This window comes from Streptomyces sp. VNUA24 (genome assembly GCF_029167005.1).
Lineage (GTDB): Bacteria > Actinomycetota > Actinomycetes > Streptomycetales > Streptomycetaceae > Streptomyces > Streptomyces scabiei.
In genome coordinates this window covers 4242464-4257501 of sequence record NZ_CP119143.1, presented here as the reverse complement: position 1 = coordinate 4257501, position 15038 = coordinate 4242464, and the positions used below count along the sequence as shown (strand labels likewise).

At 73.1% G+C, this 15038-nt stretch carries 16 protein-coding genes; 11 read left to right on the top strand and 5 right to left on the bottom strand.

Annotated features, from left to right (window positions below):
* Positions 1-105: 105 nt before the first annotated feature.
* Positions 106-423, top strand: a complete 318-nt coding sequence (fdxA, locus tag PYR72_RS17855; RefSeq protein ID WP_005480604.1) for a ferredoxin — start codon at positions 106-108, stop codon at positions 421-423.
* A 137-nt stretch (positions 424-560) separates the two neighbouring features.
* Positions 561-1661, top strand: a complete 1101-nt coding sequence (locus PYR72_RS17850) for a bifunctional succinyldiaminopimelate transaminase/glutamate-prephenate aminotransferase (RefSeq protein ID WP_275456256.1) — start codon at positions 561-563, stop codon at positions 1659-1661.
* A 106-nt stretch (positions 1662-1767) separates the two neighbouring features.
* On the opposite strand, the gene PYR72_RS17845 is transcribed toward PYR72_RS17850, so the two are convergent.
* Together PYR72_RS17845 and PYR72_RS17840 are read right to left on the bottom strand one after the other, a co-directional pair.
* Positions 1768-2181 carry an ATP-binding protein gene (locus PYR72_RS17845; protein ID WP_275456255.1) on the bottom strand — a complete coding sequence of 138 codons (414 nt, stop codon included), beginning with the start codon at positions 2179-2181 and terminating at the stop codon, positions 1768-1770.
* A 312-nt stretch (positions 2182-2493) separates the two neighbouring features.
* Positions 2494-3450: a heavy metal transporter gene (locus tag PYR72_RS17840; RefSeq protein WP_275456254.1), complete on the bottom strand. Its 957-nt coding sequence runs from the start codon at positions 3448-3450 to the stop codon at positions 2494-2496.
* A gap of 199 nt (positions 3451-3649) precedes the next feature.
* On the opposite strand from PYR72_RS17840, the gene dapE reads away from it, so the two are divergent.
* Both dapE and PYR72_RS17830 read left to right on the top strand, forming a co-directional pair.
* Positions 3650-4729: a succinyl-diaminopimelate desuccinylase gene (gene dapE, locus PYR72_RS17835; protein ID WP_275456253.1), complete on the top strand. Its 1080-nt coding sequence runs from the start codon at positions 3650-3652 to the stop codon at positions 4727-4729.
* Between the two features lie 105 nt (positions 4730-4834).
* A complete protein-coding gene (locus PYR72_RS17830) occupies positions 4835-5593 on the top strand; it encodes a TIGR00730 family Rossman fold protein (protein ID WP_275456252.1) in 759 nt (252 codons plus the stop codon).
* A gap of 124 nt (positions 5594-5717) precedes the next feature.
* On the opposite strand, the gene folP is transcribed toward PYR72_RS17830, so the two are convergent.
* Positions 5718-6578: a dihydropteroate synthase gene (gene folP / locus PYR72_RS17825; protein WP_275456251.1), complete on the bottom strand. Its 861-nt coding sequence runs from the start codon at positions 6576-6578 to the stop codon at positions 5718-5720.
* A 119-nt stretch (positions 6579-6697) separates the two neighbouring features.
* Here folP and PYR72_RS17820 point away from each other — a divergent pair, with 119 nt between their 5' ends.
* Both PYR72_RS17820 and PYR72_RS17815 read left to right on the top strand, forming a co-directional pair.
* Positions 6698-7048 (top strand): DivIVA domain-containing protein, encoded by a 351-nt coding sequence (locus tag PYR72_RS17820; RefSeq protein ID WP_275456250.1) that lies wholly within the window; start codon positions 6698-6700, stop codon positions 7046-7048.
* On the top strand, positions 7045-7632 hold the full coding sequence (locus tag PYR72_RS17815; protein WP_275456249.1) for a DNA-3-methyladenine glycosylase I: 588 nt from the start codon (positions 7045-7047) through the stop codon (positions 7630-7632). The genes PYR72_RS17820 and PYR72_RS17815 overlap by 4 nt, the downstream gene beginning before the upstream one ends.
* Positions 7633-7655: 23 nt before the next feature.
* Here the strand turns inward: PYR72_RS17815 and PYR72_RS17810 are convergent, their stop codons facing one another.
* Positions 7656-8447 carry an enoyl-CoA hydratase-related protein gene (locus tag PYR72_RS17810; RefSeq protein ID WP_275456248.1) on the bottom strand — a complete coding sequence of 264 codons (792 nt, stop codon included), beginning with the start codon at positions 8445-8447 and terminating at the stop codon, positions 7656-7658.
* A 376-nt stretch (positions 8448-8823) separates the two neighbouring features.
* On the opposite strand from PYR72_RS17810, the gene PYR72_RS17805 reads away from it, so the two are divergent.
* Positions 8824-8991: a DUF3117 domain-containing protein gene (locus PYR72_RS17805; protein ID WP_003966491.1), complete on the top strand. Its 168-nt coding sequence runs from the start codon at positions 8824-8826 to the stop codon at positions 8989-8991.
* A gap of 114 nt (positions 8992-9105) precedes the next feature.
* Here the strand turns inward: PYR72_RS17805 and PYR72_RS17800 are convergent, their stop codons facing one another.
* On the bottom strand, positions 9106-9807 hold the full coding sequence (locus tag PYR72_RS17800; RefSeq protein ID WP_078580110.1) for an O-methyltransferase: 702 nt from the start codon (positions 9805-9807) through the stop codon (positions 9106-9108).
* Between the two features lie 270 nt (positions 9808-10077).
* On the opposite strand from PYR72_RS17800, the gene sigE reads away from it, so the two are divergent.
* The 4 genes from sigE to PYR72_RS17780 all read left to right on the top strand — a co-directional run bounded on the left by sigE (position 10078) and on the right by PYR72_RS17780 (position 15007).
* Positions 10078-10779, top strand: a complete 702-nt coding sequence (gene sigE / locus PYR72_RS17795; RefSeq protein WP_275456247.1) for an RNA polymerase sigma factor SigE — start codon at positions 10078-10080, stop codon at positions 10777-10779.
* Positions 10776-11969, top strand: coding sequence for an anti-sigma factor (locus PYR72_RS17790; RefSeq protein ID WP_275456246.1), 1194 nt, complete (start codon positions 10776-10778; stop codon positions 11967-11969). The genes sigE and PYR72_RS17790 overlap by 4 nt, the downstream gene beginning before the upstream one ends.
* A 143-nt stretch (positions 11970-12112) precedes the next feature.
* The gene (locus PYR72_RS17785) at positions 12113-14296 is read left to right on the top strand and encodes a trypsin-like peptidase domain-containing protein (protein WP_275456245.1); all 2184 of its coding nucleotides are present in this window, start codon (positions 12113-12115) and stop codon (positions 14294-14296) included.
* Positions 14297-14530: 234 nt separating this feature from the next.
* Positions 14531-15007 carry a sec-independent translocase gene (locus PYR72_RS17780; protein WP_275456244.1) on the top strand — a complete coding sequence of 159 codons (477 nt, stop codon included), beginning with the start codon at positions 14531-14533 and terminating at the stop codon, positions 15005-15007.
* The last annotated feature ends 31 nt before the right edge of the window (positions 15008-15038 follow it).

Below are 15038 nucleotides of genomic sequence, written 5' to 3'. Positions count from 1 at the left end.
GGAACGGAGATACTAGGTGCGGGCATCGACGACGCCGCGCTCCCGCGCGCCAGGCGGCGGAGCCTGAGGAGGCCCGCCAGCGCCCTATGGAGGAGGAACGACAGCGTGACCTACGTCATCGCGCAGCCTTGTGTCGACGTCAAGGACAAGGCGTGCATCGAGGAGTGCCCGGTCGACTGCATCTACGAGGGCCAGCGGTCCCTCTACATCCACCCGGATGAATGCGTCGACTGCGGTGCCTGCGAGCCGGTGTGCCCGGTCGAGGCGATCTTCTACGAGGACGACACCCCGGAGGAGTGGAAGGACTACTACAAGGCGAACGTCGAGTTCTTCGACGAGCTCGGCTCGCCCGGTGGCGCCAGCAAGCTCGGCCTGATCGAGCGCGACCACCCCTTCGTCGCCGCACTCCCGCCGCAGGCCTGAGAGCGACACCGCGGACCCCGCCGGGGTGACGCCCCGGCGGCCCCGCAGCCGCGCCGCCTCGGTCCCGTACGGCCCGATCACCATGATCGCCGTACGGGACCGGGGCGTTCGCCGTACGAGAAAGCGAGCCCGATCCCGTGTCCGTAGTCAGCGACCGTCTCCCCACTTTTCCCTGGGACAGGCTGGAGCCCTACAAGGCGACGGCCGCCGCGCACCCCGGTGGCATCGTCGACCTCTCCGTCGGGACGCCGGTCGACCCGGTGCCCGAGCTGATCCAGAAGGCGCTGGTCGCCGCGGCGGACTCGCCGGGCTATCCGACCGTCTGGGGCACCGTCGAGTCGCGCGACGCGATCACGGGCTGGCTGGAGCGCCGTCTCGGCGCCCGCGGCGTCACCCACCACCACGTCCTGCCGATCGTGGGCTCCAAGGAACTCGTCGCCTGGCTCCCCACCCAGCTGGGCCTCGGCCCCGGCGACCGGGTCGCGTACCCGCGCCTGGCCTACCCGACGTACGAGGTGGGTGCCCGTCTCGCCCGCGCCGACCACGAGGTCTACGACGACCCGACGGCGCTGGACCCGGCCGGCCTCAAGCTCCTCTGGCTGAACTCGCCGTCCAACCCCACCGGCAGGGTCCTCTCCCAGGACGAGCTGACCCGGACCGTCGCCTGGGCCCGCGAGCACGGCGTCCTGCTCTTCTCCGACGAGTGCTACCTGGAGTTGGGCTGGGACGCCGACCCGGTCTCGGTCCTCCACCCGGACGTCAACGGCGGCTCGTACGAGGGCATCGTCGCCGTCCACTCCCTGTCCAAGCGCTCCAACCTGGCGGGCTACCGCGCGGCCTTCCTCGCCGGCGACCCGGCCGTCCTCGGCCCGCTCCTGCAGATCCGCAAGCACGGCGGCATGATGACCTCGGCCCCGACCCAGGCCGCCGTCGTCGCCGCCCTCGGGGACGACACGCACGTCCACGACCAGCGCGCCCGCTACGCGGCCCGCCGGGAGGCCCTGCGCGATGCCCTGCGGGCGCACGGCTTCCGCATCGAGCACAGCGAGGCCAGCCTCTACCTCTGGGCCACCCGGGACGAGTCCTGCTGGACCACCGTGGCCCACCTGGCCGACCTCGGCATCCTGGTGGCCCCCGGCGACTTCTACGGCTCGGCGGGCGACCATCACGTCCGCGTGGCCTTCACGGCGACGGACGAACGCGTGGCGGCGGCGGTGGAGCGCCTGACCAAGGCGTAGCGCGCCCGCCGCCGCACGACCGCGCGGAGGCGGCACCAGAGCCCGAAGGGGCCCGGGGAGAACCCCGGGCCCCTTCGCCGCGGTTTCGCCGCGGTCGGACCGGACGTCAGCCGAGCGGGCTCTGGGCCGGGAGCTGTCCCGTGGGCAGCCCGCCCTTGGTCGCGGTCTTCGTCGTGTCCCCCAGGACGGTGCCGGCGGACCCGGCGGCCTCCCCGGCGGCCTTCTGCGCGACGGGCGTGGTCGTCTTGACGGCCTTCCCGCCGGTCTTGCTCACGGTCGGCACGGTCTGCTTGGACGCCTTGGTGCCGGTCTCGCTGGCGACACCGGTGACGTTCTGCGTCGCGCCGTCCACGGTGGAGCCGGCGTTGGCCCCGTCCACGGCGGACAGGCCGCCGAGGTTCGGGGCGGCCGGGAGTTCGGGCGCCGCACTCGCGGAGCCGGCCGCACCGACCACGGAGGCCGCTCCCGCTGCGGTCAGCAGCGCGGCACGGGCGATCCGGCGGGTCAGGGGGAGGGACATGGTGCTCCTTTGACGGAAGAGAACGGTGAAGTGTCCGTCCGTGCCCGGGAGTTGACCGATCCGGGCGCGGACGCAGTGACTACCGTCCGAAGCCGCTGAAGGTTGCGGCGACCCGACGTAAAGAGTTGGCAATGCGTCGCATGATCAAATGGGGATGCAATCGGACAATCGACACCCGGTCCGACCGTCTGCCGAATCCTTACGGCTCCCCGCTCCCAAGGCATCCCGCGACATCGGGGTGAGCGGCCGCGAAGCCGCGCACCCCGTCCACACCGCGCGCCGCGCGTCCCCCGCGCGGGTGAGGCCCGCGGCCTACTGTCCAGTGACGATTCGGACCTCGGCGGTGGAGTCCGTCCCGCTGTCCGCCCCGCCGTCCGCCGTGGCGCGGGCCTTGCGCCACGCACCGGCCCGGCCCTCGGCGACCCACTCCCGGCCCGCGAACGTGACGCGCTCGACGCCCAGACGGGAGGAGTTGGCCACGGCCCAGTGCGCCAGCTCCCAGCCGCGCCGCCGGACCTGCTCGGCGTCACCGGCGTCCTTGAGGGGAATGGTGACCGCCCCGGCGGCCGGGGAGGCGCTCGGACTCGGCGACGGGCTCGCCTGCGCGGAGGCGCCGCCCCCGGAGCCGACCACCGCCGCCGCCGACTCGAACGCGTCGTCCCCGAAGTCCCGCGCGAGCGCCCCGCGCACCGCGGCCGGTCCGCCCGCGACGGCGGTGCCCGTCCCGGCTGCCACGTCCCGGCGTCCCTCGCAGGTCAGCGAGGCCGCCGACCGCCCGGTCAGCGCGGCGGCGAGCAGCGTGGCGTCGGGCTCGTGCTTGGCGTACGCCTCCGGGTAGCCGCTGCGCTGCACCTTCTGCGCGGCGACCGTCAGCGGCAGCCGCTCGTAGTCGGCGACCTTGACGAGGTGCTCGTAGAACTCGCCCGCCGCGTACACCGGGTCCTGGATCTGCTGCTCGGTGCCCCAGCCCTGCGAGGGCCGCTGCTGGAAGAGGCCGAGGGAGTCCCGGTCGCCGTGCGCGATGTTGCGCAGGCCCGACTCCTGCAGCGCGGTCGCCAGCGCTATCGTCACGGCCCGCTCGGGCAGGTCGCGCGAGGTGCCGACCGCCGAGATCGTCGCGGCATTGGCCGCCTGCTCCGGCGTGAAGTCGTACGACTGGCCGTCGTCCTTGCCGGACACGACCACACACCGCGGTGTGCCGTTCCCTCCGGTCAGATACTGCACGGTGAGATACGCCCCGATCGCGGCGAGCACGACGAACGCCGCCATGAACCGCAGCACGCGACGGCCGCGACGGCGGGGACGAGGACCTGGGGGGAAGGGGTACGGCTCCGACACGCGGTCCAAGGTACTGGACGGTAATGGCACACGTGCAGGTCTTGTGAACAGTGATGTGAACAGCGGGGCGTGAGTGACCGGTTCCGCTCGCCCGGGCGGCCCGCCCCGGCGGCGCGTTAGGGTCGGGGACATGGCCGAGACCCCCATTGACCTCACGCTGGACGCCGCGCGGCTCACCGCGCAGCTCGTCGACCTCCCCTCCGAGAGCGGCACCGAGAAGCCCCTCGCGGACGCGATCGAGACCGCCCTGCGCGCCCTGCCGCACCTCACGGTCGACCGGTACGGCAACAACGTCGTCGCCCGCACGAACCTGGGCCGCGCGGAGCGCGTGGTCCTGGCCGGCCACATCGACACGGTCCCCATCGCGGACAACGTCCCCTCCCGCCTCGACGAGGACGGCGTCCTGTGGGGCTGCGGCACCTGCGACATGAAGTCCGGCGTCGCGGTCCAGCTGCGCATCGCGGCCACGGTCCCGGCCCCCAACCGCGACCTGACCTTCGTGTTCTACGACAACGAGGAGGTCGCCGCCGACCTGAACGGCCTGAAGCACATCTCCGAGGCCCACCCCGAGTGGCTGGAGGGCGACTTCGCGGTCCTCCTGGAGCCCACGAACGGCGAGGTCGAGGGCGGCTGCCAGGGCACGCTGCGGGTCCTGCTGACGACCCGCGGCGAGCGCGCCCACTCCGCCCGCGGCTGGATGGGCTCCAACGCCATCCACGCGGCCGCCCCGATCCTGGCGCGGCTCGCGTCGTACGAGCCGCGGTACCCGGTCATCGACGGCCTGGAGTACCGCGAGGGCCTCAACGCGGTCGGCATCTCCGGCGGTGTCGCCGGCAACGTCATCCCCGACGCGTGCGTGGTGACGGTCAACTTCCGCTACGCGCCCGACCGCACGGAGCACGAGGCCATCGCCCACGTCCTCGAGGTCTTCGCCGACTGCGGGGTCGAGACGTTCACCGTCGACGACCACAGCCCCGGCGCGCTGCCGGGTCTGTCCCACCCGGCGGCCGCCGCCTTCATCGAGGCGGTCGGCGGCACGGCCCAGCCCAAGTACGGCTGGACGGACGTCTCCCGCTTCAGCGCGCTCGGCGTCCCGGCCGTCAACTACGGCCCCGGCAACCCCCACTTGGCGCACCGCCGCGACGAACGCGTGGACCCGGCGCTGATCCTGGCGGGCGAGGAGCGCCTGAGGTCCTGGCTGACGGCATGAGGCGCCCCGGGCGGCGGATCGCGGGCGGACACGCCCACGTCCCCCGCCCGTAACCCGTATGGATCTACGCTGAGGTGAACCACCAGCACGGCGGAGGGAGCGGACATGGCGACCGGCAACCCCGAGGGCAAGGAGCAGCCACCCACGGAGCAGCGGCTGGGGCCGGTGCTGCGCAGGCGGGGCCAGGTCCAGGCGAGCACCACGGACCAGCGGCTGCTGGACGCGGGCGGCCCCTCGGACTGGGTCCACACGGATCCCTGGCGGGTCCTGCGCATCCAGTCCGAGTTCATCGAGGGCTTCGGCACCCTGGCCGAACTCCCGCCCGCGATCAGCGTCTTCGGCTCGGCCCGCACCCCGGCCGACTCACCCGAGTACGAGGCGGGCGTCCGGCTCGGCCGCGGCCTGGTGGAGGCCGGCTTCGCCGTCATCACCGGCGGCGGCCCGGGCGCGATGGAGGCGGCCAACAAGGGCGCCGTCGAAGCGGGCGGCACCTCCGTCGGCCTCGGCATCGAGCTGCCCTTCGAACAGGGCCTCAACCCCTACGTCGACATCGGCCTCAACTTCCGGTACTTCTTCGTCCGAAAAATGATGTTCGTGAAGTACGCGCAAGGGTTCGTGGTGTTGCCCGGCGGACTGGGCACCCTGGACGAACTCTTCGAGGCCCTCACCCTCGTCCAGACCCAGAAGGTCACCCGCTTCCCCATCGTCCTGTTCGGCGAGTCCTACTGGGGCGGCCTCGTCGACTGGCTCACGAACACCCTGATCGCCCAGGGCAAGGCAGCGGAGAAGGACCTGACCCTCTTCCACGTCACGGACGACGTGGACGAGGCGGTGGCACTGGTCTCGAAGGAGGCGGGCCGCTGACAAGGGGCGCGGGGAACTGCGCGAACGGGGTCCGGGGCGGAGCCCCGAGGCTTTGACGCGGGGGTCGAAGGGGCGCCCAGCCCCTTGAGGATGGGACGGGTAGGGGCGGCGGGGGCGAGAAAAACTAGGCCAGCCCCCGCCGGGCCACCGCGGGCACCCGGTGCCCCGCGATCGACGCCACCATGTCCACCACCTGCCGGGTCTCCGCCACCTCGTGCACCCGGTACACCTGGGCCCCCAGCCAGGCGGAGACGGCGGTGGTGGCCAAGGTCCCCACCACCCGCTCCTTCACCGGCCGGTCGAGCGTCTCGCCCACGAAGTCCTTGTTGGACAGCGACACCAGCACCGGCCACCCCGTCGCGACCATCTCCCCGAGCCGCCGGGTCGCCTCCAGGCTGTGCCGCGTGTTCTTCCCGAAGTCGTGCCCGGGATCGATCATCACCGACTCCCGGGGCACCCCCAGCGCCACCGCCCGCTCCGCCAGCCCCACGGTCACCCGGAGGATGTCGGCCATCACGTCGTCGTACTCGACCCGGTGCGGCCGCGTACGAGGCTCCGCCCCTCCCGCGTGCGTGCACACCAGCCCCACCCGGTACCGCCCCGCCACCTCCGCGAGCCGGGGATCGACCCCGCCCCACGCGTCGTTGAGCACGTCCGCCCCGGCCTCGCACACGGCCTCGCCGACATCGTGCCGCCAGGTGTCGACGCTGATGACGACGTCGGGGAACCGCCGCCGCACCTCGGCGACGAACCCCACGGTCCGCCGCGCCTCCTCCGCCGCGCTCACGTCCTCCCCGGGCCCGGCCTTGACCCCGCCGATGTCGATGATGGCCGCGCCCTCGGCGACCGCCTGCTCCACGCGCGCGAGCGCCGGCTCGTCCTGGAAGGTGGCCCCCTGGTCGTAGAACGAGTCCGGGGTCCGGTTCACGATCGCCATGATCACCGGCTCGTGGGGGCCGAATTCCCGCTTGCCCAGCCTGAGCATCCGCCGCGCCCTCTCCCAGTACGTCCCGCCGATCGACGGCCTTGCACAACCGCCTGCGACCTTAACTGTCAGACTCGCATGGCACGATCGGAGCCGAACACAGTCGAGGGGACCCAGCGATGTTCATGTTCTTGTTCCTGGTCGTCGCGCTCGCCGTGGTGGTCGCCGCGGTGACGCTCGCCGTTGTGGGAGGCGGCGACAACGCGGTACTGCCGGAGGCCGAGGGCGAGCGGCTCCACGATCCGCTGCCGGCGGACCGCCCGGTCAACCGCGCGGACGTCGAGGGACTCCGCTTCCCGGTCGCCGTCCGCGGGTACCGCATGGCGGACGTGGACGACGCCCTCGGCCGCCTCAGCGCCGAGCTGGCCGAGCGGGACGCCCGGATCGCCGACCTGGAGTCCGCCCTTGCCGGCGCCCACGCGCCGTCCGTCACCTCGCTGCGCAAGCCGGAGGAGGGTGAACACCCGTGACCGACGGCACCGCCCTGGCCGGCCCCGACGGCGCGCCGCGCTGCCCCTGGGCCCTGTCCACCGAGGACTACATCGCCTACCACGACGAGGAGTGGGGCCGCCCGGTCCACGGCGACGACGCGCTGTACGAACGGCTCTGCCTGGAGGCGTTCCAGTCCGGCCTCTCCTGGATCACCATCCTGCGCCGCCGCGAGGGCTTCCGCGCCGCCTTCGCCGACTTCAAGATCGCCTCGGTCGCCGTGTTCACGGAAGCCGACCAGGAGCGCCTCCTCGGCGACCCCGGCATCATCCGCAACCGCGCCAAGATCGAGGCGACCGTCGCCAACGCCCGCGAGCTGTCCACCTGGGCCCCCGGCGAGCTGGACGAGCTGATCTGGTCCCACGCCCCGGACCCGGCGGACCGCCCGGTCCCCCGCACCCTCGCGGACGTCCCGGCGGTCACCCCCGAGTCCACGGCCCTGTCCAAGGCCCTCAAGAAACGCGGCATCCGCTTCGTGGGCCCGACGACCGCGTACGCCCTGATGCAGGCGTGCGGCCTGGTCGACGACCACCTTGAGACCTGCGTGGCCAGGAGCGCCCCCTAGGGGCGTGAGGGCTCCCCGAACCGTCACCGGCCCAGGTACTTGGGCTCCTCCTTGTCCACGAACGCCCGCACCGCGATCCGGTGGTCCTCCGAGGCCCCGGCGCGGGTCTGCAGCTCGTCCTCCTTCTCCAGCGTCTCCGCCAGCGAGTGGGAGAACCCGTACGCCATCGACTCCTTGATCGCCGCGTACGCCACCGTCGGCCCCTCGGCCAGCATCCGCGCCACCTGCTCGGCGGCGGCGTGCAGTGAGGACGCCGGAACGAGCTTGTTCGCGATCCCCAGCTCGTACGCCTCCTGGGCCTTGATGCTGCGCGGGAACAGCAGCAGGTCGGCCGCGCGACCGGGGCCGATCACCCGGGGCAGGGTCCAGGACACCCCGGAGTCGGCGGTGAGCGCGACCCCGGCGAAGGAGGTGTTGAAGGACGCCGTCTCGGCGACCACGCGGTAGTCCGCCGCGAGCGCGAAGCCCAGGCCCGCGCCGGCGGCCACCCCGTTGACCCCGGCCACCACGGGCTTCGGCATCTCGGTGAGGGCCTTCACCACCGGGTTGTAGTGCTCCCTGACCGTGCTCATGACCTCCCCCGAGCCCTCGACCAGCAGCCCGATGTGCTCCTTGAGGTCCTGGCCCACGCAGAACGCCCGCTCCCCGGCGGCGGTCAGCAGCACCGCCCGCACCGCCGCGTCCCCGGCGGCCGCCTCCACGGCCTCGCGGAGCGCGACCTTCGCCGCGATGTTCAGCGCGTTCATCGCCTCGGGGCGGTTCAGCGTGATCGTCGCGAGTCCGTCGCGCACCTCGTAGAGCACGGTGTCGGCCATGGCGGTTCCCCTCCGGTGTCGCGGCAGGCGGCGTACCGGTGAGTACGCCCTCGTCACAGCACAGCATGGCGGAGATCACGGGTGGCGGCGGGGGCCGGACGTGTGACCTGCGTCAAAGAATCACCAATGGCCGAGCACCGGCCCGGGACCGTGCGGTGGCGCAGTATCGCAGTCACACCGCCGAATTGGGTGGTTTTGCTCGCGCGCGTTGCCCAAGCGATGCCGACCGATGTTGGTCATCGGGTCATGAGATGCGGGATAATGGCCTGGAAGCAATGTGTTCGATGCCGGTGTCGCGTGTCCCCAGGTGGGCCCGCGCCTGCCCTCCCGGGCCGTCGGCTTAGGCGATGAGCTGGTTTCAGGAAGGGGTACGAGCATGGCGGCCATGAAGCCGCGGACGGGCGATGGCCCGCTCGAGGTGACCAAGGAGGGGCGGGGCATCGTCATGCGAGTTCCGCTCGAAGGCGGCGGTCGTCTCGTCGTCGAGCTGACCCCGGACGAGGCAGACGCCCTCGGAGACGCCCTCAAGAAGGTCGTCGGCTGACGCGCGTAGCGACCATACCCTTTCAGTTGCCCCGGCACCGCCGCACCCGGCGGTGCCGGGGCGCTGTCGTACCGGGGGTGCCGCGGGGGCCGGACGGGCCCCGGGAGCCGTCCCTCAGCGTTTGACCGCGCACAGCAGGCCGTCGCCCACCGGGAGCAGGGACGGCACGAGTTCGGGGCTCTCGCGGACCGTGCGCAGCAGCTCCCGCAGCCGTATGACCTCGGTCGGCTGCGGGTTGGAGTCCACGGTGCGGCCGCTGGCGAAGACACCCTCGAAGGCGACCAGCCCGCCGGGTCTCAGAAGCCGCAACGATTCAGCGAGGTAGTCGAGGCACTCCAGCCGGTCGCCGTCGCAGAAGACCAGGTCGTACCCCGCGTCCGCGAGCCGCGGCAGCACGTCCAGCGCGTGGCCGGGGATGAAGCGCGCGCGGTTGCCGGCGAACCCGGCCGCGCGGAACGCCTGCCGGGCGAACTGCTGGTGGTCCGGCTCCGGATCCACGGTGGTCAGCACCCCGTCCGGCCGCATACCGTGCAGCAGGTGGATCCCGGAGACGCCGGTCCCGGTCCCGATCTCCGCCACCGCTTTCGCGTCCACGGTGGCGGCGAGCACCCGCAGCGCGGCGCCCGTGCCGGGCGACACCGAGCGCAGCCCTGCCTCGCGGGCCCGGTCGCGGGCCCAGCGCAGCGCCTCGTCCTCGGCGACAAAGGCGTCGGCGAACGCCCAGCTCGTCAGCCGGTTGCCGGTAATGACCCTCTCCTTATGTCCCCGTGGTTGCCTGGGCGTGACTGTATCCGTTGCCGTCGGGAACCTCCTGATGGGACCGGTCGTTTAAAGGGATGAGTGAGTGACGGGGGCCGCGACGGGGGGCACGGGATGGACGGGGCCGACGAGCGGGCGAGCGGTTCGGGGCAGGTGCTGACCGAGTCATATGGGCCGCATCAGCCGAATGCGCCACATCGGCGCACATCAATTTCCTATAAAACCGCTTATCCGGAGCTAACGGGCGAGGTGGCTATGGTAGGGGCTCCACTGGACACCACCAGAGCCGACAGGGGAGGTGCGGCCGCGCCTGTGGATCGGGGAGGAGTGCTACGGCGCTTTCTCGGATCGGCGGGCAAGCCGAAATCCGTGAACGACACCGCTGACCACAGCCACGCCGCCGTCGCACAGACCGCGACCTTCACCACGGACGCGCACGCGCAGGCGTGGACTCCGCCCACCTGGGAGGAGATCGTCAGCACCCACAGCGGCCGCGTCTACCGGCTCGCCTACCGTCTGACCGGCAACCAGCACGACGCCGAGGACCTCACGCAGGAGGTCTTCGTCCGCGTCTTCCGCTCCCTGTCGACGTACACGCCCGGCACCTTCGAGGGCTGGCTGCACCGCATCACCACCAACCTCTTCCTGGACATGGTCCGGCGCAAGCAGCGCATCCGCTTCGACGCCCTCGGGGACGACGCCGCCGAGCGCCTGCCCAGCCGTGAGCCCACCCCGCAGCAGATCTTCAACGACGCGCACTTCGACGCCGACGTCCAGCAGGCCCTCGACACCCTGGCGCCCGAGTTCCGCGCCGCCGTCGTCCTGTGCGACATCGAGGGACTGTCGTACGAGGAGATCGCCGCGACCCTGGGCGTCAAGCTCGGCACGGTCCGCTCGCGTATCCACCGCGGCCGCTCCCAGCTCCGCAAGGCCCTCGCGCACCGCTCCCCGGAGGCCCGGGCCGAGCAGCGCCGCGGGTTCACGGTGCCGCGGGTGCCCGTGCTGGGAGGAGGGGGCGCGCCCGCGTGAGTGGATCCCGTCCTACGTCTGCCGAGCAGCACCTGGGAGACCGTCTCTCCGCCCTCGTGGACGGAGAGCTAGGTCATGAGGCGCGTGACCGCGTCCTGGCACATCTCGCCACCTGCGGGAAGTGCAAGACGGAGGCGGACGAGCAGCGCCGCCTGAAGAACGTCTTCGCGGAGGCCGCCCCGCCGCCCCCCTCGGAGAGCTTTCTGGCCCGGCTCCAGATGCTCCCGGCGGGCGGCGACGGCGACGGTTCGCCGCTGTCCGGTGGCTTCGGAGGAAGACTCGGGAGCGCGGCCGGCGGGCCCGGACTGCCCGGCTCCTCCGACTCCCGTGACTTCGCCGACTTCGGTGTCTTCGGAACCGGCGGCGACACCTTCGGATACGTCCCGTCGGGACCGCACGGCGGCGCGCTGACGCCGTCGGAGGGCCGTGGAGTGCTGGGCGGCCGCGGTTTCCTCGGTGACCGCGGCTTCCTGAGCGGGCGCGGCTTCCTCGGCACCGACCGCGGTTTCCCGGGCGGCGGACGCGACCTGTCCGGTGCCGGTGACCGTGACGAGGACGCGGGGACGGACGGCCGGGCCGGCCGGAAGGACACCGCCTCCGACGACACCCGGGGCACGGGCGACCGCGGTTTCCGGATCCACGCCGTGAGCAGGCCGGAGTCCGAGCGCTCGGCCTCCCGCGGCATGCGGTTCGCCTTCGTGGCCGCCGGCGCGGTGTCGCTGGCCGCGATCGCCCTCGGCGGTGTGACCAACGTGACTCCCGTCGAGACGGCCGACGCCCGCGGCGGTCCCGGATCCGGCAGCAACGTCACCCCGCTGCGGACGCAGGCCGCGGGCACGGTCCCCGCTCCCGAGTCGCAGCGCCGCCGGGGAACCGTCGTGCCGCTGCTCGGGCAGGGCCGCCCCTCCCTGGGCGAGGCCCCCACCGCACCGACGGAGATCTCCGCGCCCCTGCTGCCCGGGGTCCCCGCCCCGGCCGGCCAGGACCGTGGGGCCCCGCACCCGCTGACGGCACCCGGCACGGTCGGCGCGGCCGCCGTGTCCCCGCTCATAGGCACGCTCACCGCCGCACCCCCGCTGGAGCTGCAGCTGACCGACTGGTCCCCGGCGCCCGAGCTGACGGGCCCGGGCCTGCTGACGGCACCCGACCCCGCCTCGTCCTCCCCACCCCTCTCTCCTGTCCTCCGCTGACCCCGAGTTCTGCCCACCGGCTCCCGAACCTGGTTGAATCCGGAGTGGGCCGTGTCCCGCTCGGGCCGGTTGTGGCCCGCGGCACTCGGTGAACGGTGGGCGGCGGGCCGGTCCTTGGGACGGGCCCTAGGTGTGGGGAGAACATGAACGAGGGGAAGCCCACGAAGGCGAAGTGGTGGAGCCGCCCCCGAGCGCACGGCCCTGGGGCCGACACGGCGGGGGACCACAGCGGCACCGAAGGGCCCGACGGGCTCATGGGGACCGGCGGCGCGGGGGAGAGGTCCGAAGCCGTAGGGCTCGGTGGGGCCGAGGGGGCCGCAGGAGCCGACGGGGCGGTGAGGACCGCTGGTTCGTCCGCCGGGGCATCCGTGGACGCGGTCCGCGAGCAGAACACCGAGGGTGACTTCGAGCTGGCCAGTCCCGCCGCCGGGGCCACGCCCCGGCCGGTCTCCGTGTCGGCCTCCGCGTCGGCCTCCGGCCAGGGGCACGACCCGTCCGGCGACTTCGAGTTGGAGCGACCGGCCACCGCCGTCGCCGCCGCCCGGGTGCCGGACGAGCCGGGCGCAGCGGCGGGTGCCAGGAGCGCCCCCGGAACACTCTCGGAGCGCCCCAGGCCGCTGCACGACCCCGATCCCTACAGCACCCCTCCCTACGGCGAGCCCGGCCCCTGGGCGCCCGCTCCGCCGGTCCAGCACCCGGCGGCGACTGACGCCCACGGGACCGCCGTCGGGACGGTGACCCCGGCGCACGCCGCCCCCACGCCGGGACACGACGAGACGGCACCGCCCGCGGCCGTGACACACACCGGCGCGGCGGTGGCAGCCTCGGCGACACCCCCGCCCGCGCCGGCGGCCCCGCACGCGGACGCGCCCGCGCCCGGAACGGCCGTGCATCCCGAGGCCGCCTCGCCCGTCACGGCGCCGTACGCGCAGGCGTCCGGGCCCGCCCCGGCGCCCTACCTCGATTCCACCCAGCCGCCGGGGGCCTCCTACGCGTATCCCTCGCAGCCGGGACCGCCGGCCTTCGGGGACTCCGCGCAGGCCGTGCCGCCGCCGCCCTACGCGGGAGGGCCGCAGCCCGCGCCGGCCGCCTACCCCGAACCCGCCCGGCCGCACCCGGCCGAACCGCGGGGCCCCTGGCGCACCTACGACCCGTGGGCCGGCTCGGGGTCGCTGCAGCAGAACGGGGCCGCGGTGGACGACCTGACGCGGCGGCGCCGGCGCGGGAGGCGGGGCCTGCTGGTCGGGGCCGTGCTGATCGCCCTCGTGGCCGGGGGCTTCGGCGGGGCCGTGGGCGCGTACCTGGAACGCAACGGCGGGGTCGGTGCGGTCGAACTGCCGCAGAGCAGCGACGGCGTGACCGGGCGGGCGCCCGGCAGCGTCGCCGCCATCGCCGCCGACGCGCTGCCCAGCGTCGTCACCCTCCACGTGAGCGGATCGAGCGCACAGGGCACCGGCACCGGCTTCGTGCTCGACGGGCGGGGGCACATCCTCACCAACAACCACGTCGTCGACCCCGCCGGTACGGACGGCGACATATCGGTGACCTTCAGCGGCGGCGAGACGGCCAAGGCCACCGTCGTCGGCCGGGACACCGGCTACGACCTGGCCGTCGTCAAGGTGTCCGGCGTCAGCGGCCTCAAGCCGCTACCCCTCGGCAACTCCGAGGAGGTCCGGGTCGGCGACCCGGTGGTCGCCATCGGCGCCCCCTTCGACCTGGCCAACACGGTCACCTCCGGCATCATCAGCGCCAAGGAGCGGCCCATCACCGCCGGGGGCGAGAGCGGCGACGTGAGCGACGTGTCGTACGTGGACGCCCTGCAGACGGACGCGCCGATCAACCCCGGCAACTCCGGAGGCCCGCTGCTCGACGGCAAGGGCCGGGTGATCGGCATCAACAGCGCCATCCGGTCCGCGGGCGGCGGCTCCGAGTCCGACGGCGGCCAGGCCGGTTCGATCGGGCTCGGCTTCGCGATCCCCATCAACCAGGGCAAGCGTGTCGCGGAGGAGCTGATCAACACCGGCAGGGCGAGCCACCCGGTGATCGGTGTCACCCTCGACATGGACTACTCCGGCGACGGCGCCCGTATCGGCGACAAGGGCGACGGAGGCGCGGCCGGGGTCACCGCGGGCGGCCCCGCCGACCGGGCGGGCATCCGCTCGGGCGACGTCATCACCGAGGTCGACGGCCAGCGCGTCCACTCCGGCGACGAGCTGATCGTCAAGGTCCGTGCCCACCGGCCCGGCGACCGGCTGGAGCTGACCCTCCTCAGGGGCGGCGACGAGCGGACGGTCACACTCACTCTCGGTTCGTCCGCAGACGACTGACCGTCAGCGGGCGGCCACGTCGGCGGGCCGCACTGACAGCAACCTCACAGGCGGGAGCGCCGCGCGGCCTCCCGCCAGGCAAACAGCTGGGAAAACCGGTCGTCCGGGCGTGGTCCGAAGCCGTGCAGCGGTACCGGATCGCGGGGATGGCCGGGTACCGTGGATCCGGCCCGGACCACGGAAGACCTGCCGAGGCCCGCGGATCGGGACCGAGGACATCGCAAGGAGCTTCAGGTGTTCAATGACATAGGTGCGCTCGAGGTGGTGACGCTCGTCGTCCTCGCCGTGCTCGTCTTCGGCCCGGACAAGCTCCCGAAGGTGATCCAGGACGTCACGCGGACCATCCGGAAGATCCGCGAGTTCTCGGACAGCGCCAAGGCGGACATCCGCAACGAACTCGGTCCGGAGTTCAAGGACTTCGAGTTCGAGGACCTCAACCCCAAGACGTTCCTGCGCAAGCAGTTGGACAACGACGAACTGGGGCTCAAGGAGATCCGCAACGGCTTCGACCTGAAGAAGGAGATGGCCGAGCTGACGGACGCGGTCCACGGCCGCGAGGCGGAGTCGTCGTCCACCTCTTCCGCCGCCGCCATCGGCTCCGGCTCGGACGGCTCCTCGTCGTCCTCGTCCTCCTCGTCCGGCGGAACGGTCGACATGACGAAGAAGCCCGAGGCGGCCGAGCGTCCCCCGTACGACCTGGACGCCACCTGAGCCGTACGGGTCACACCCGTTCGCTCTCGCG

What these genes read in the sequence shown, in the direction of transcription:
- PYR72_RS17845 (WP_275456255.1), bottom strand. Translation starts at nt 2,181, where the DNA reads ATGTCCCTCCCCCTGACCCGCCGGATCGCCCGTGCCGCGCTGCTGACC.
- PYR72_RS17840 (WP_275456254.1), bottom strand. Translation starts at nt 3,450, where the DNA reads ATGGCGGCGTTCGTCGTGCTCGCCGCGATCGGGGCGTATCTCACCGTG.
- dapE (WP_275456253.1), top strand. Translation starts at nt 3,650, where the DNA reads ATGGCCGAGACCCCCATTGACCTCACGCTGGACGCCGCGCGGCTCACC.
- PYR72_RS17830 (WP_275456252.1), top strand. Translation starts at nt 4,835, where the DNA reads ATGGCGACCGGCAACCCCGAGGGCAAGGAGCAGCCACCCACGGAGCAG.
- folP (WP_275456251.1), bottom strand. Translation starts at nt 6,578, where the DNA reads ATGCTCAGGCTGGGCAAGCGGGAATTCGGCCCCCACGAGCCGGTGATC.
- PYR72_RS17820 (WP_275456250.1), top strand. Translation starts at nt 6,698, where the DNA reads ATGTTCATGTTCTTGTTCCTGGTCGTCGCGCTCGCCGTGGTGGTCGCC.
- PYR72_RS17810 (WP_275456248.1), bottom strand. Translation starts at nt 8,447, where the DNA reads ATGGCCGACACCGTGCTCTACGAGGTGCGCGACGGACTCGCGACGATC.
- PYR72_RS17805 (WP_003966491.1), top strand. Translation starts at nt 8,824, where the DNA reads ATGGCGGCCATGAAGCCGCGGACGGGCGATGGCCCGCTCGAGGTGACC.
- PYR72_RS17785 (WP_275456245.1), top strand. Translation starts at nt 12,113, where the DNA reads ATGAACGAGGGGAAGCCCACGAAGGCGAAGTGGTGGAGCCGCCCCCGA.